The sequence below is a fragment of the Streptomyces achromogenes genome (genome assembly GCF_030816715.1).
GTDB lineage: Bacteria > Actinomycetota > Actinomycetes > Streptomycetales > Streptomycetaceae > Streptomyces > Streptomyces achromogenes_A.
In genome coordinates, this window is record NZ_JAUSYH010000001.1 from 6,330,940 (window position 1) to 6,346,214 (window position 15,275).

The window sequence follows — 15,275 nt, forward strand, 5'->3', positions numbered from 1 at the left end:
ACCGAGCGCTTCTCCGCCACCGTCCCCCTGCCACACGGGCAGCGAGGGACGAAAGACGACAAGTAACGGAGAAAATGCTAGTGGAGAACGAGACCCACTACGCCGAGGCCGTCATCGACAACGGCACCTTCGGCACCCGCACCATCCGCTTCGAGACGGGCCGCCTGGCCAAGCAGGCCGCCGGCTCCGCCGTGGCGTACCTGGACGACGACACCATGGTGCTGTCGGCCACCACCGCCTCCAAGAACCCCAAGGACCAGCTCGACTTCTTCCCCCTCACGGTGGACGTCGAGGAGCGGATGTACGCCGCCGGCAAGATCCCCGGCAGCTTCTTCCGCCGTGAGGGCCGTCCCTCCGAGGACGCCATCCTCACCTGCCGCCTGATCGACCGCCCGCTGCGCCCGTCCTTCCGCAAGGGCCTGCGCAACGAGATCCAGGTCGTCGCCACCATCATGGCGCTCAACCCCGACCACCTGTACGACGTCGTGGCGATCAACGCCGCCTCCGCGTCCACCCAGCTGGCCGGCCTGCCCTTCTCCGGCCCGATCGGCGGCGTCCGCGTCGCGCTGATCAACGGCCAGTGGGTCGCGTTCCCGACGCACACCGAGCTCGAGGACGCCGTCTTCGACATGGTGGTCGCCGGCCGCGTCCTGGAGGACGGCGACGTCGCCATCATGATGGTCGAGGCCGAGGCCACCGAGAAGACCATCCAGCTCGTCGCGGGCGGCGCCGAGGCGCCGACCGAGGAGGTCGTCGCCGCCGGTCTGGACGCCGCGAAGCCCTTCATCAAGGTGCTCTGCAAGGCCCAGGCCGACCTCGCCGCCAAGGCCGCGAAGCCGACCGGCGACTTCCCGGTCTTCCTCGACTACCAGGACGACATCCTGGAGGCGCTGTCCGCCGCCGTCCGCCCGGAGCTCGCCTCCGCGCTGACCATCGCCGGCAAGCAGGACCGCGAGGCCGAGCTCGACCGCGTCAAGGCGCTCGCCGCCGAGAAGCTCCTCCCGGAGTTCGAGGGCCGCGAGAAGGAGATCTCCGCCGCGTACCGCTCGCTCACCAAGCAGCTGGTCCGCGAGCGCGTGATCAAGGAGAAGACCCGCATCGACGGCCGCGGCGTCACGGACATCCGTACGCTCGCCGCCGAGGTCGAGGCCATCCCGCGCGTGCACGGCTCGGCGCTGTTCGAGCGTGGCGAGACCCAGATCCTGGGCGTCACCACCCTCAACATGCTCCGCATGGAGCAGCAGCTGGACACCCTCTCCCCGGTGACCCGCAAGCGCTACATGCACAACTACAACTTCCCGCCGTACTCCGTCGGTGAGACCGGCCGCGTGGGCTCCCCCAAGCGCCGCGAGATCGGCCACGGCGCCCTCGCCGAGCGCGCCATCGTGCCGGTCCTGCCGACGCGCGAGGAGTTCCCCTACGCGATCCGTCAGGTGTCCGAGGCCCTCGGCTCCAACGGCTCGACGTCCATGGGCTCGGTCTGCGCCTCCACCATGTCGCTGCTGAACGCCGGTGTGCCCCTGAAGGCCCCCGTCGCCGGCATCGCCATGGGCCTGATCTCCCAGGAGATCAACGGCGAGACGCACTACGTCGCCCTCACCGACATCCTCGGTGCGGAGGACGCCTTCGGCGACATGGACTTCAAGGTCGCCGGCACCAAGGAGTTCGTCACCGCCCTCCAGCTCGACACCAAGCTGGACGGCATCCCGGCCTCCGTCCTGGCCGCGGCCCTCAAGCAGGCCCGCGACGCCCGCCTCCACATCCTCGACGTGATGATGGAAGCGATCGACACGCCGGACGAGATGTCCCCCAACGCCCCGCGGATCATCACCGTCAAGATCCCGGTGGACAAGATCGGTGAGGTCATCGGCCCGAAGGGCAAGATGATCAACCAGATCCAGGAGGACACCGGCGCCGAGATCACGATCGAGGACGACGGCACCATCTACATCGGTGCCCAGGTCGGCTCGCAGGCCGAGGCCGCCCGCGCCACGATCAACGGCATCGCCAACCCGACCATGCCGGAGGTCGGCGAGCGCTACCTGGGCACGGTCGTCAAGACCACGACCTTCGGTGCGTTCGTGTCGCTGCTCCCGGGCAAGGACGGTCTGCTGCACATCTCGCAGATCCGCAAGCTCGCCGGCGGCAAGCGCGTGGAGAACGTCGAGGACGTGCTCGGCGTGGGCTCCAAGGTCCAGGTCGAGATCGCCGAGATCGACTCCCGCGGCAAGCTCTCCCTGATCCCCGTGATCGAGGGCGAGGAAGCCGCCGAGGACGCGAAGGACGACTCCGACAAGTGACGTCGAGCAGCTCCCAGGCGACGGCCCGCACCTCTTCGGAGGCGCGGGCCGTCGCCCGTACCCAAACCCTGATCAAGGGCACGGCCGGCATCGGCGTCGTCCGCAAGACCACCCTGCCGGGCGGCCTGCGCATCGTCACCGAGACCCTCCCGTCGGTCCGCTCCGCCACGTTCGGCATCTGGGCGCACGTGGGCTCCCGTGACGAGACGCCGTCCCTGAACGGCGCCACGCACTACCTGGAGCACCTCCTCTTCAAGGGGACGACCCGCAGGTCCGCGCTCGACATCTCCTCCGCGATAGACGCGGTGGGCGGCGAGATGAACGCGTTCACGGCGAAGGAGTACACGTGCTACTACGCGCGCGTGCTCGACACCGACCTGCCGCTCGCCATCGACGTCGTCTGCGACATGCTGACCGGCTCCCTCATCCGTGAGGAGGACGTCAACGTCGAGCGCGGCGCGATCCTCGAAGAGATCGCCATGACCGAGGACGACCCCGGCGACTGCGTGCACGACCTGTTCGCGCAGACGATGTTCGGGGACAACCCCCTCGGCCGGCCGGTCCTCGGCACCGTCGACACGGTCAACGCCCTCACCGCCGACCGCATCCGCCGCTTCTACAAGAAGCACTACGACCCGACCCACCTCGTGGTCGCCGCCGCCGGCAACATCGACCACAACAAGGTCGTCCGCCAGGTCCGCGCGGCCTTCGAGAAGGCGGGCTCCCTCAGAAACACGGACGCGGCGCCCATCGGCCCGCGTGACGGCCGGCGCGCGATCCGCGCGGTGGGCAGGGTCGAGCTGATCGGCCGCAGGACCGAACAGGCGCACGTCGTGCTCGGCATGCCCGGCCTCGCCCGCACGGACGACCGGCGCTGGGCGCTCGGCGTGCTGAACACGGCCCTCGGCGGCGGCATGTCCTCCCGTCTCTTCCAGGAGGTCCGCGAGAAGCGCGGCCTGGCCTACAGCGTGTACTCGTACACCTCGGGCTTCGCCGACTGCGGTCTCTTCGGCGTGTACGCGGGCTGCCGTCCGAGCCAGGTGCACGACGTGCTGAAGATCTGCCGGGACGAACTCGACCAGGTCGCCGAGCACGGTCTGTCCGACGAGGAGATCGTCCGCGCCATCGGCCAGCTCCGCGGCTCCACGGTCCTCGGCCTGGAGGACACCGGCGCGCTCATGAACCGCATCGGCAAGAGCGAGCTGTGCTGGGGCGACCAGATGTCCGTCGACGACATGCTGGCCCGGATAGCGGCCGTCACCCCGGACGAGGTCCGCTCCGTGGCCCGCGACATCCTGGGACAGCGCCCGTCGCTGTCGGTCATAGGCCCCCTCAAGGACAAGCAGGCCGCGCGGCTGCACGACGCGGTCGCCTGACACCCTCCGCCAGGCCTTCGGCAACTTCGGTAAGGAAGCAAGAGATGAGCAAGCTGCGCGTGGCGGTCCTCGGCGCCAAGGGCCGGATCGGCTCCGAGGCGGTACGGGCGGTCGAGGCCGCCGAGGACATGGAGCTGGTGGCCGCCCTCGGCCGCGGCGACGACCTGCAGACGCTGGCGCGGACCGGCGCCCAGGTCGCGGTCGAACTGACCACCCCCGCCTCGGTCATGGACAACCTCGACTTCTGCGTACGGCACGGCATCCACGCCGTGGTCGGCACCACCGGCTGGACGGACGAACGCCTCGCGCAGCTGAACGGCTGGCTGGCCGCGTCCCCCGCCACGGGCGTGCTCATCGCACCCAACTTCTCCATCGGGGCCGTCCTCACCATGAAGTTCGCGCAGATCGCCGCGCCGTACTTCGAGTCCGTCGAGGTCGTGGAACTGCACCACCCCAACAAGGTGGACGCCCCGTCCGGCACCGCCACCCGCACCGCCCAGCTCATCGCCGAGGCCCGCCGCGCGGCCGGCTCGGCCCCGGCCCCGGACGCCACGGCGACGGGGCTGGACGGCGCGCGGGGAGCCAGCGTCGACGGCGTCCCGGTCCACGCGATCCGGCTGCGGGGCCTCCTGGCCCACCAGGAGGTCCTGCTGGGCGGCGAGGGCGAGACCCTGACCGTCCGCCACGACTCGCTCCACCACAGCAGCTTCATGCCGGGCATCCTGCTGGGAGCCCGCCGGGTGGTGTCGACGCCCGGCCTCACCTTCGGCCTGGAACACTTCCTGGACCTGAACTGAGCCTCTGACGTCATGCGCGCGAAGATCTCCTACGCCCTCACGGCCGCCGTCCTGGTCTTCTACTTCGTCCTGGTCGGCAGCCGCGGCGTCATGCTCATCCAGTCCGGCACACTGCTCACCGTCACGTTCGGCTTGGCGGTGCTGATCCTGCCGGTCATCGGCGTCTGGTTCCTGTGGAAGAACACCCAGTTCGTCCGCCGGGCCAACGCGCTCGCAGCCGAACTCGACGCCGAGGGCGGTCTGCCCGTGGACGAGCTGAAACGCACCCCGAGCGGCCGGATCGACCGCGACTCGGCCGACGAGGTGTTCGCCGTGCGCAAGGCCGAGACCGAGGCGGCCCCCGAGGACTGGCGCACCTGGTTCCGGCTCGCCGTCGCCTACCACGACGCCCGGGACACCCCCCGGGCCCGCAAGGCCATGCAGCGGGCGATCAGCCTGCACGACGGCAAGCCCGTCGGGGCCGCCTGACCTCCCGCACCCCACCCGCCCCGCGCGCACGCGGAAGGGGCCGGCCCGCCCTCGCGGCGGACCGGCCCCTCCGTGCGTACGGCGGTCAGCCGTGCCGGTTCTCCGCGGCCCACGCCTCGACCGCGTCCGCCGCCCGGTCGAAGGCCTCGCCGCGCGCCAGGAAGTCCGCCCCGTGCGTGGTCAGCAAAGGCGTGCTCTCGGCCGGCCGGTCCCGTCGCGCGACCGTCAGGGCCTGCCCCTGGACGGTCCGCGGCAGCCCCAGCCAGCGCACCGGCTGCTGCACGGTGTGCACCGCCCCGACCCGCTCCCACGGCAGCGTGCGCGTGACGAGGAAGCCGACATGGCGCAGCCCGCGCGCGCTCACCCACACACCCATCCGCAGCAGCCGCAGGGCGCAGGCGATCACCAGCAGGGAGCCGCCGAAGACCACGCCGGCCTCGGACACCGAGCCGGTCAGGGCGATGATGACTGCCGCGAACAGCACGAACGAGGCGAGCAGCAGCGTCAGCGCCGCGATCCCGACCCGCCAGGGGCCGGGCCGGTAGGGGCGCCGCCAGCGCTCATGGTCCTCGAAGGGCAGGGCGACGTCGTCCGCCGCGTCGAACGGTCGGTCGGCCGTCAGGAAGGGCAGGGGCACGACTGGTCCTCACTCGTCCATGCGTGGGCTGGCTGTGCCCGGTGAGGCTATCCGCCTGTGTGCCCGCTCACCACCATCGGGGTCCGTGGCGGCGCTGGCGGTCCTGCTTCAGCGGCCCGGGGACGCCTGTGACTGCTGACCCTGCAAGGAGTGGTCGACGCTCAGCGCCGGCATCCCGACGACCAGCGAGCCCATCAGCCCGGCCACGATCGTGAGCCCCAGCAGCCACCGCCCGGCTATCCGACTCACGGAGGACCGCTCGGGGGGTGGGGGAGCGACATTGCTTCGGAACCTGTCGGCCTCGGCGAGGAAGGCGAAGGGGACGGGCTCGCGCCGACGGAACATGGTGGGTACTTCCTCCTGGAAGGGGTGGGCCATCGTCTCAACGCATGGGACATCGTCTACCGGTACAGACGCTCGAGTGCCCGAAAACGTGCCCCATATCGGCAGACGTCCTGAAGAAATCCCGCGGCACGCCCGTGCTCGTCCGGCGCAACGGCCCCCGTAGAGTTGGCGCCGCTCCGAAGACGCGATGGAAGGACCCCCCTGCCGTGACCGACAGCCCCGCCGACGACCTCAAGCCCGGCTTCCGCAGCGACGTCACCGTCGAGCTGGTCAAGCACACCGCGTCCGACGCCGACGTGCTCTTCGCCGCCCGTGTCTCGACCGTCGGCGAGCAGTCCCTCGACGAGCTGGGCAAGGACCCCGAGCGGTCGAAGGGCCTGATCAACTATCTGATGCGGGACCGGCACGGCAGCCCCTTCGAGCACAACTCGATGACCTTCTTCATCAGCGCCCCGATCTTCGTCTTCCGCGAGTTCATGCGGCACCGCGTGGGCTGGTCCTACAACGAGGAGTCCGGCCGCTACCGGGAGCTCCAGCCGGTCTTCTACGTCCCCGGCGAGTCCCGCAAGCTGGTGCAGGAGGGCCGCCCCGGCAAGTACGTCTTCGTCGAGGGAACCGAGGCCCAGCAGGAGCTGGTCGGCCGCACCATGGAGGACTCCTACGTTCGGGCCTACGAGGCCTACCAGGAGATGCTCGCCGCCGGAGTCGCCCGCGAGGTCGCGCGCGCGGTCCTCCCGGTGGGCCTGTTCTCCTCGATGTACGCCACCTGCAACGCCCGGTCGCTGATGCACTTCCTGGGCCTGCGCACCCAGCACGAGCTGGCGAAGGTCCCCTCCTTCCCGCAGCGGGAGATCGAGATGGTGGGCGAGAAGATGGAGGCCGAGTGGGCCAGGCTCATGCCCCTCACCTACGCGGCCTTCAACGCGAACGGGCGTGTCGCACCGTGACGAGGACGGGCCACGGAGACGTATGTACGGATCATCCGCCCGAAGTGTCCGTATTGCGGCATTTGGAGAAGTTCATCTAGCCTGATCAAACGGACCCGGCACTGCTTGAACCCCCGAGCAGGCAGTGCCGGGTTCCATCTTTGTCATGACTTTTCGTACCCCCCGACGGCAGACCCCACGGTGAGCAACGAGTAGCGTGTCACCCATGGCTCCGACCTCCACTCCGCAGACCCCCTTCGGGCGGGTCCTCACCGCCATGGTCACGCCCCTCACGGCGGACGGCGCGATCGACCTCGACGGCGCACAGCGGCTCGCCACCCACCTGGTGGACGCAGGCAACGACGGCCTGATCGTCAACGGCACCACCGGCGAGTCGCCCACCACCAGCGACGCGGAGAAATCGGATCTGGTACGAGCCGTCCTGGAGGCCGTCGGAGACCGCGCCCACGTGGTCGCGGGAGTCGGCACCAACGACACCCACCACAGCGTCGAACTGGCCAAGGCGGCCGAGACGACGGGCGCACACGGCCTCCTGGTCGTCACCCCGTACTACAACAAGCCCCCGCAGGAGGGTCTCTACCGCCACTTCACGGCCGTCGCCGACGCCACCGGCCTGCCGGTCATGCTCTACGACATCCCCGGCCGCAGCGGTGTCCCGATCAGCACCGAGACGCTGGTCCGCCTCGCCGCCCACCCCCGGATCGTCGCCAACAAGGACGCCAAGGGCGATCTGGGCCGCGCGAGCTGGGCCATCGCGCGCTCCGGCCTCGCCTGGTACTCCGGTGACGACATGCTGAACCTGCCGCTGCTCTCCGTGGGAGCGGTCGGCTTCGTCTCGGTGGTCGGCCACCTGGTCACCCCGGAGCTGCGCGCCCTGGTCGAGGCGTTCACCGCCGGCGACGTCCAGAAGGCTACCGAGATCCACCAGAAGCTGCTCCCCGTCTACACGGGCATGTTCCGCACCCAGGGCGTCATGACGACGAAGGCGGCGCTCGCCCTGCAGGGCCTGCCCGCGGGACCGCTGCGCCCGCCCATGGTCGAGTGCTCGCCCGAAGAGATCGAACAGCTCAAGATCGATCTTGCCGCGGGCGGGGTACAGCTCTGACAACAGACTTCACAACTGAATAGGCAGGCCACCGGTGCCTGCAATCCACCACGACAACTGCTTCTGCACGAACGTCACGCGCGCCACGTGCCCACCGGTACGTGGCGCGCGTGTGTGAGGAGAGTCTTTTGAGTCATCCGCATCCGCAACTCGCTCCGCCCCCGCAGCTCCCCGCGGGCGGCCTCCGGGTCACTCCGCTCGGCGGGCTCGGCGAAATCGGCCGGAACATGACGGTCTTCGAATACGGCGGCCGCCTGCTGATCGTCGACTGCGGGGTGCTGTTCCCCGAGGAGGAGCAGCCCGGCATCGACCTGATCCTGCCGGACTTCTCGTCCATCCGGGACCGCCTCGACGACATCGAGGGCATCGTCCTGACCCATGGTCACGAGGACCACATCGGCGCCGTCCCCTACCTCCTGCGCGAGAAGCCGGACATCCCGCTCATCGGCTCCAAGCTGACCCTCGCGCTGATCGAGGCCAAGCTCCAGGAGCACCGGATCCGCCCGTACACCCTCGAGGTGGCGGAGGGGCACCGGGAGCGCATCGGCCCGTTCGACTGTGAGTTCATCGCCGTCAACCACTCGATCCCGGACGCCCTCGCGGTCGCGATCCGCACGCCCGCCGGCATGGTGGTTCACACGGGCGACTTCAAGATGGACCAGCTCCCGCTGGACGGCAGGCTCACCGACCTGCACGCGTTCGCCCGCCTGAGCGAGGAGGGCATCGACCTCCTTCTCTCCGACTCGACGAACGCCGAGGTCCCCGGGTTCGTGCCGCCCGAGCGGGACATCTCCAACGTTTTGCGCACGGTCTTCGCCGGAGCCCGCAAGCGGATCATCGTGGCCAGCTTCGCCAGTCACGTCCACCGCATCCAGCAGATCCTCGACGCGGCGCACGAGTACGGCCGCCGCGTCGCCTTCGTGGGCCGCTCGATGGTCCGCAACATGGGCATCGCGCGCGACCTGGGGTACCTGAAGGTCCCGCCGGGCCTCGTCGTGGACGTCAAGACCCTCGACGACCTTCCGGACCACGAGGTCGTCCTGGTGTGCACGGGGTCCCAGGGCGAGCCGATGGCGGCCCTGTCCCGCATGGCCAACCGCGACCACCAGATCCGCATCGTCCCCGGCGACACGGTGATCCTGGCGTCGTCGCTCATCCCGGGCAACGAGAACGCGGTCTACCGGGTCATCAACGGCCTGACCCGCTGGGGCGCGAACGTCATCCACAAGGGCAACGCCAAGGTGCACGTCTCGGGCCACGCGTCTGCCGGCGAGCTCCTGTACTTCTACAACATCTGCCGCCCGAAGAACCTGATGCCGGTGCACGGCGAATGGCGGCACCTGCGCGCCAACGCCGAGCTGGGCGCCCTGACGGGCGTCCCGCACGACCGCATCGTGATCGCGGAGGACGGCGTGGTCGTCGACCTCGTCGAGGGCAAGGCGAAGATCGCCGGCAAGGTCCAGGCGGGATACGTGTACGTCGACGGCCTCTCGGTCGGCGACGTCGGCGAGCCGGCCCTGAAGGACCGGAAGATCCTGGGCGACGAGGGCATCATCTCGGTCTTCGTCGTCGTGGACTCCTCCACCGGCAAGATCACCGGCGGCCCGCACATCCAGGCCCGCGGTTCGGGCATCGAGGACTCCGCCTTCTCGGCCGTCACCCCGAAGATCGCCGAGGTCCTGGAACGCTCGGCCCAGGACGGTGTCGTCGAGCCCCACCAGCTGCAGCAGCTGATCCGCCGCACCCTGGGCAAGTGGGTCTCCGACACCTATCGCCGCAGGCCGATGATCCTCCCGGTCGTGGTGGAGGTCTGAGCGACGTACGACCCCTCGTACGCGTGAACCCGGAGCGGGGCTCCCCGATTTGCATCGGGGAGCCCCGCTCCAGTACGTTTACGGCTCCGCCTGAACGGGAACCCGGTACACCTCGTGCCCCGGATCCACTTCCCGGAGGGGCGAGAAAACCGACTCAGAACTTCTGATAAAGTCGGAACCGCCGGAAAGGAAAACCCGCGAGATAAGCGGGGAACCTGGAAAGCACCGAGGAAATCGGATCGGGAAACGGTCTGATAGAGTCGGAAACGCAAGACCGAAGGGAAACTGCCCGGAGGAAAGCCCGAGAGGGTGAGTACGAAGGAAGCGTCCGTTCCTTGAGAACTCAACAGCGTGCCAAAAATCAACGCCAGATATGTTGATACCCCGTCCCCGGCAGTGATAGCCGAGGATGAGGTTCCTTTGAAACAAACACAGCGAGGACGTTGTGAACGCCGAGCTTATTCCGCTCGACGTTCCGCTCTCGTGTGTGCGATCCCGATCACGGGAAAACATTCACGGAGAGTTTGATCCTGGCTCAGGACGAACGCTGGCGGCGTGCTTAACACATGCAAGTCGAACGATGAACCACTTCGGTGGGGATTAGTGGCGAACGGGTGAGTAACACGTGGGCAATCTGCCCTTCACTCTGGGACAAGCCCTGGAAACGGGGTCTAATACCGGATATCACTTCTGCAGGCATCTGTAGGGGTTGAAAGCTCCGGCGGTGAAGGATGAGCCCGCGGCCTATCAGCTTGTTGGTGAGGTAATGGCTCACCAAGGCGACGACGGGTAGCCGGCCTGAGAGGGCGACCGGCCACACTGGGACTGAGACACGGCCCAGACTCCTACGGGAGGCAGCAGTGGGGAATATTGCACAATGGGCGAAAGCCTGATGCAGCGACGCCGCGTGAGGGATGACGGCCTTCGGGTTGTAAACCTCTTTCAGCAGGGAAGAAGCGAAAGTGACGGTACCTGCAGAAGAAGCGCCGGCTAACTACGTGCCAGCAGCCGCGGTAATACGTAGGGCGCAAGCGTTGTCCGGAATTATTGGGCGTAAAGAGCTCGTAGGCGGTCTGTCGCGTCGGATGTGAAAGCCCGGGGCTTAACCCCGGGTCTGCATTCGATACGGGCAGACTAGAGTGTGGTAGGGGAGATCGGAATTCCTGGTGTAGCGGTGAAATGCGCAGATATCAGGAGGAACACCGGTGGCGAAGGCGGATCTCTGGGCCATTACTGACGCTGAGGAGCGAAAGCGTGGGGAGCGAACAGGATTAGATACCCTGGTAGTCCACGCCGTAAACGGTGGGAACTAGGTGTTGGCGACATTCCACGTCGTCGGTGCCGCAGCTAACGCATTAAGTTCCCCGCCTGGGGAGTACGGCCGCAAGGCTAAAACTCAAAGGAATTGACGGGGGCCCGCACAAGCAGCGGAGCATGTGGCTTAATTCGACGCAACGCGAAGAACCTTACCAAGGCTTGACATACACCGGAAACGGCCAGAGATGGTCGCCCCCTTGTGGTCGGTGTACAGGTGGTGCATGGCTGTCGTCAGCTCGTGTCGTGAGATGTTGGGTTAAGTCCCGCAACGAGCGCAACCCTTGTTCTGTGTTGCCAGCATGCCCTTCGGGGTGATGGGGACTCACAGGAGACTGCCGGGGTCAACTCGGAGGAAGGTGGGGACGACGTCAAGTCATCATGCCCCTTATGTCTTGGGCTGCACACGTGCTACAATGGCCGGTACAAAGAGCTGCGAAACCGTGAGGTGGAGCGAATCTCAAAAAGCCGGTCTCAGTTCGGATTGGGGTCTGCAACTCGACCCCATGAAGTCGGAGTTGCTAGTAATCGCAGATCAGCATTGCTGCGGTGAATACGTTCCCGGGCCTTGTACACACCGCCCGTCACGTCACGAAAGTCGGTAACACCCGAAGCCGGTGGCCCAACCCCTTGTGGGAGGGAGCTGTCGAAGGTGGGACTGGCGATTGGGACGAAGTCGTAACAAGGTAGCCGTACCGGAAGGTGCGGCTGGATCACCTCCTTTCTAAGGAGCACTTCTAGGCGACCGCAAGGTTGTCCAGAGGCCAGTTCATCGGCGAACGTCCGGTGCTGGTTGCTCATGGGTGGAACGTTGATTATTCGGCACTCTCAGTCATCTCGGGCTGCAAGTACTGCTCTTCGGAGCGTGGAAAGCTGATCACGAGTGGCGGGGGTGCCGGGCACGCTGTTGGGTGTCTGAGGGTATGGCCGTGAGGTCGTCCTTCTGATGCCGGCCCCAGTGAACTCCAGCTCAGGTTGGGGGTGATGGGTGGCTGGTCGTTGTTTGAGAACTGCACAGTGGACGCGAGCATCTGTGGCCAAGTTTTTAAGGGCGCACGGTGGATGCCTTGGCACCAGGAACCGATGAAGGACGTGGGAGGCCACGATAGTCCCCGGGGAGCCGTCAACCAGGCTTTGATCCGGGGGTTTCCGAATGGGGAAACCCGGCAGTCGTCATGGGCTGTCACCCATACCTGAACACATAGGGTATGTGGAGGGAACGCGGGGAAGTGAAACATCTCAGTACCCGCAGGAAGAGAAAACAACCGTGATTCCGGGAGTAGTGGCGAGCGAAACCGGATGAGGCCAAACCGTATGCGTGTGAGACCCGGCAGGGGTTGCGCATTCGGGGTTGTGGGATCTCTCTTTCACAGTCTGCCGGCTGTGAGGCGAGTCAGAAACCGTTGATGTAGGCGAAGGACATGCGAAAGGTCCGGCGTAGAGGGTAAGACCCCCGTAGTCGAAACATCAACGGCTCGTTTGAGAGACACCCAAGTAGCACGGGGCCCGAGAAATCCCGTGTGAATCTGGCGGGACCACCCGCTAAGCCTAAATATTCCCTGGTGACCGATAGCGGATAGTACCGTGAGGGAATGGTGAAAAGTACCGCGGGAGCGGAGTGAAATAGTACCTGAAACCGTGTGCCTACAAGCCGTGGGAGCGTCGGACGTCAAGCTTGCTTGGCGTCTCGTGACTGCGTGCCTTTTGAAGAATGAGCCTGCGAGTTTGCGGTGTGTTGCGAGGTTAACCCGAGTGGGGTAGCCGTAGCGAAAGCGAGTCCGAACAGGGCGTTTCAGTAGCACGCTCAAGACCCGAAGCGGAGTGATCTAGCCATGGGCAGGTTGAAGCGGAGGTAAGACTTCGTGGAGGACCGAACCCACCAGGGTTGAAAACCTGGGGGATGACCTGTGGTTAGGGGTGAAAGGCCAATCAAACTCCGTGATAGCTGGTTCTCCCCGAAATGCATTTAGGTGCAGCGTCGTGTGTTTCTTGCCGGAGGTAGAGCACTGGATAGGCGATGGGCCCTACCGGGTTACTGACCTTAGCCAAACTCCGAATGCCGGTAAGTGAGAGCGCGGCAGTGAGACTGTGGGGGATAAGCTCCATGGTCGAGAGGGAAACAGCCCAGAGCATCGACTAAGGCCCCTAAGCGTACGCTAAGTGGGAAAGGATGTGGAGTCGCAGAGACAACCAGGAGGTTGGCTTAGAAGCAGCCACCCTTGAAAGAGTGCGTAATAGCTCACTGGTCTAGTGATTCCGCGCCGACAATGTAGCGGGGCTCAAGCGTACCGCCGAAGTCGTGTCATTGCAGCAATAGGGCCAACGCCTGCTGTGATGGGTAGGGGAGCGTCGTGTGCCGGGTGAAGCAGCACCGGAAGGTAGTTGTGGACGGTTCACGAGTGAGAATGCAGGCATGAGTAGCGATTCACACGTGAGAAACGTGTGCGCCGATTGACTAAGGGTTCCTGGGTCAAGCTGATCTGCCCAGGGTAAGTCGGGACCTAAGGCGAGGCCGACAGGCGTAGTCGATGGATAACCGGTTGATATTCCGGTACCCGCTGTGAAGCGTCAAACATCGAACCAGGCGATGCTAAGTCCGTGAAGCCGTTCCGGACCCTTCGGGGAATGGAAAGTGGTGGAGCCGACGGACCAGACTTGCAGTAGGTGAGTGATGGGGTGACGCAGGAAGGTAGTCCATCCCGGGCGGTGGTTGTCCCGGGGTAAGGGTGTAGGCCGTGTGATAGGCAAATCCGTCACACATTAAGGCTGAGACCTGATGCCGAGCCGATTGTGGCGAAGTGGATGATCCTATGCTGTCGAGAAAAGCCTCTAGCGAGTTTCATGGCGGCCCGTACCCTAAACCGACTCAGGTGGTCAGGTAGAGAATACCGAGGCGTTCGGGTGAACTATGGTTAAGGAACTCGGCAAAATGCCCCCGTAACTTCGGGAGAAGGGGGGCCACGCTTGGTGAGAGGACTTGCTCCTCGAGCTGGGGGTGGCCGCAGAGACCAGCGAGAAGCGACTGTTTACTAAAAACACAGGTCCGTGCGAAGCCGTAAGGCGATGTATACGGACTGACGCCTGCCCGGTGCTGGAACGTTAAGGGGACCGGTTAGTCACTCTTCGGGGTGGCGAAGCTGAGAACTTAAGCGCCAGTAAACGGCGGTGGTAACTATAACCATCCTAAGGTAGCGAAATTCCTTGTCGGGTAAGTTCCGACCTGCACGAATGGCGTAACGACTTCTCGACTGTCTCAACCATAGGCCCGGTGAAATTGCACTACGAGTAAAGATGCTCGTTTCGCGCAGCAGGACGGAAAGACCCCGGGACCTTTACTACAGTTTGATATTGGTGTTCGGTTCGGCTTGTGTAGGATAGCTGGGAGACTGTGAAGCTTGGACGCCAGTTCGAGTGGAGTCGTCGTTGAAATACCAGTCTGGTCGTGCTGGATGTCTAACCTGGGTCCGTGATCCGGATCAGGGACAGTGTCTGATGGGTAGTTTAACTGGGGCGGTTGCCTCCTAAAGAGTAACGGAGGCGCCCAAAGGTTCCCTCAGCCTGGTTGGCAATCAGGTGTTGAGTGTAAGTGCACAAGGGAGCTTGACTGTGAGACCGACGGGTCGAGCAGGGACGAAAGTCGGGACTAGTGATCCGGCGGTGGCTTGTGGAAGCGCCGTCGCTCAACGGATAAAAGGTACCCCGGGGATAACAGGCTGATCTTCCCCAAGAGTCCATATCGACGGGATGGTTTGGCACCTCGATGTCGGCTCGTCGCATCCTGGGGCTGGAGTCGGTCCCAAGGGTTGGGCTGTTCGCCCATTAAAGCGGTACGCGAGCTGGGTTTAGAACGTCGTGAGACAGTTCGGTCCCTATCCGCTGCGCGCGCAGGAATATTGAGAAGGGCTGTCCCTAGTACGAGAGGACCGGGACGGACGAACCTCTGGTGTGCCAGTTGTTCTGCCAAGGGCATGGCTGGTTGGCTACGTTCGGGAGGGATAACCGCTGAAAGCATCTAAGCGGGAAGCCTGCTTCGAGATGAGTATTCCCACCCACTTGATGGGGTAAGGCTCCCAGTAGACGACTGGGTTGATAGGCCGGATGTGGAAGCCCAGTAATGGGTGAAGCTGACTGGTACTAATAGGCCGAGGGCTTGTCCTCAGTTGCTCGCGTCC

At 65.4% G+C, this 15,275-nt stretch carries 9 protein-coding genes and 2 rRNA genes; 9 read left to right on the forward strand and 2 right to left on the reverse strand.

Going from position 1 to position 15,275, the window contains the following annotated elements; translation table 11 throughout:
* Window positions 1-80: 80 nt before the first annotated feature.
* The 4 genes from QF032_RS28485 to QF032_RS28500 are packed head-to-tail and all read left to right on the forward strand — an operon-like array spanning window position 81 to window position 4,941.
* A complete protein-coding gene (locus tag QF032_RS28485; RefSeq protein ID WP_107441620.1) occupies window positions 81-2,300 on the forward strand; it encodes a polyribonucleotide nucleotidyltransferase in 2,220 nt (739 codons plus the stop codon).
* Window positions 2,297-3,676, forward strand: a complete 1,380-nt coding sequence (locus tag QF032_RS28490) for a M16 family metallopeptidase (protein WP_307046384.1) — start codon at window positions 2,297-2,299, stop codon at window positions 3,674-3,676. The genes QF032_RS28485 and QF032_RS28490 overlap by 4 nt, the downstream gene beginning before the upstream one ends.
* A gap of 44 nt (window positions 3,677-3,720) precedes the next feature.
* Window positions 3,721-4,473, forward strand: a complete 753-nt coding sequence (gene dapB / locus QF032_RS28495; protein ID WP_307046387.1) for a 4-hydroxy-tetrahydrodipicolinate reductase — start codon at window positions 3,721-3,723, stop codon at window positions 4,471-4,473.
* A gap of 12 nt (window positions 4,474-4,485) precedes the next feature.
* Window positions 4,486-4,941 (forward strand): hypothetical protein, encoded by a 456-nt coding sequence (locus tag QF032_RS28500; protein ID WP_307057995.1) that lies wholly within the window; start codon window positions 4,486-4,488, stop codon window positions 4,939-4,941.
* An 85-nt stretch (window positions 4,942-5,026) separates the two neighbouring features.
* Here QF032_RS28500 and QF032_RS28505 read toward each other — a convergent pair whose 3' ends face one another.
* Window positions 5,027-5,578 carry a hypothetical protein gene (locus tag QF032_RS28505; protein WP_307057997.1) on the reverse strand — a complete coding sequence of 184 codons (552 nt, stop codon included), beginning with the start codon at window positions 5,576-5,578 and terminating at the stop codon, window positions 5,027-5,029.
* Window positions 5,579-5,686: 108 nt separating this feature from the next.
* Window positions 5,687-5,923, reverse strand: coding sequence for a hypothetical protein (locus QF032_RS28510; protein WP_307050349.1), 237 nt, complete (start codon window positions 5,921-5,923; stop codon window positions 5,687-5,689).
* Between the two features lie 206 nt (window positions 5,924-6,129).
* Between QF032_RS28510 and thyX the strand changes: the two genes are divergently transcribed.
* From thyX to QF032_RS28535, 5 genes are all read left to right on the forward strand, one after another.
* Window positions 6,130-6,870, forward strand: a complete 741-nt coding sequence (gene thyX / locus QF032_RS28515) for an FAD-dependent thymidylate synthase (RefSeq protein WP_306948980.1) — start codon at window positions 6,130-6,132, stop codon at window positions 6,868-6,870.
* Window positions 6,871-7,075: 205 nt separating this feature from the next.
* Window positions 7,076-7,975, forward strand: a complete 900-nt coding sequence (dapA, locus tag QF032_RS28520) for a 4-hydroxy-tetrahydrodipicolinate synthase (protein WP_306948979.1) — start codon at window positions 7,076-7,078, stop codon at window positions 7,973-7,975.
* A gap of 128 nt (window positions 7,976-8,103) precedes the next feature.
* Window positions 8,104-9,789 (forward strand): ribonuclease J, encoded by a 1,686-nt coding sequence (locus QF032_RS28525; protein ID WP_306948978.1) that lies wholly within the window; start codon window positions 8,104-8,106, stop codon window positions 9,787-9,789.
* A gap of 512 nt (window positions 9,790-10,301) precedes the next feature.
* A 16S ribosomal RNA gene (locus QF032_RS28530) occupies window positions 10,302-11,827 on the forward strand.
* A gap of 311 nt (window positions 11,828-12,138) precedes the next feature.
* Window positions 12,139-15,261, forward strand: a 23S ribosomal RNA gene (locus QF032_RS28535).
* The 16S and 23S rRNA genes sit together here, the layout of an rRNA operon.
* Window positions 15,262-15,275 lie beyond the last annotated feature (14 nt).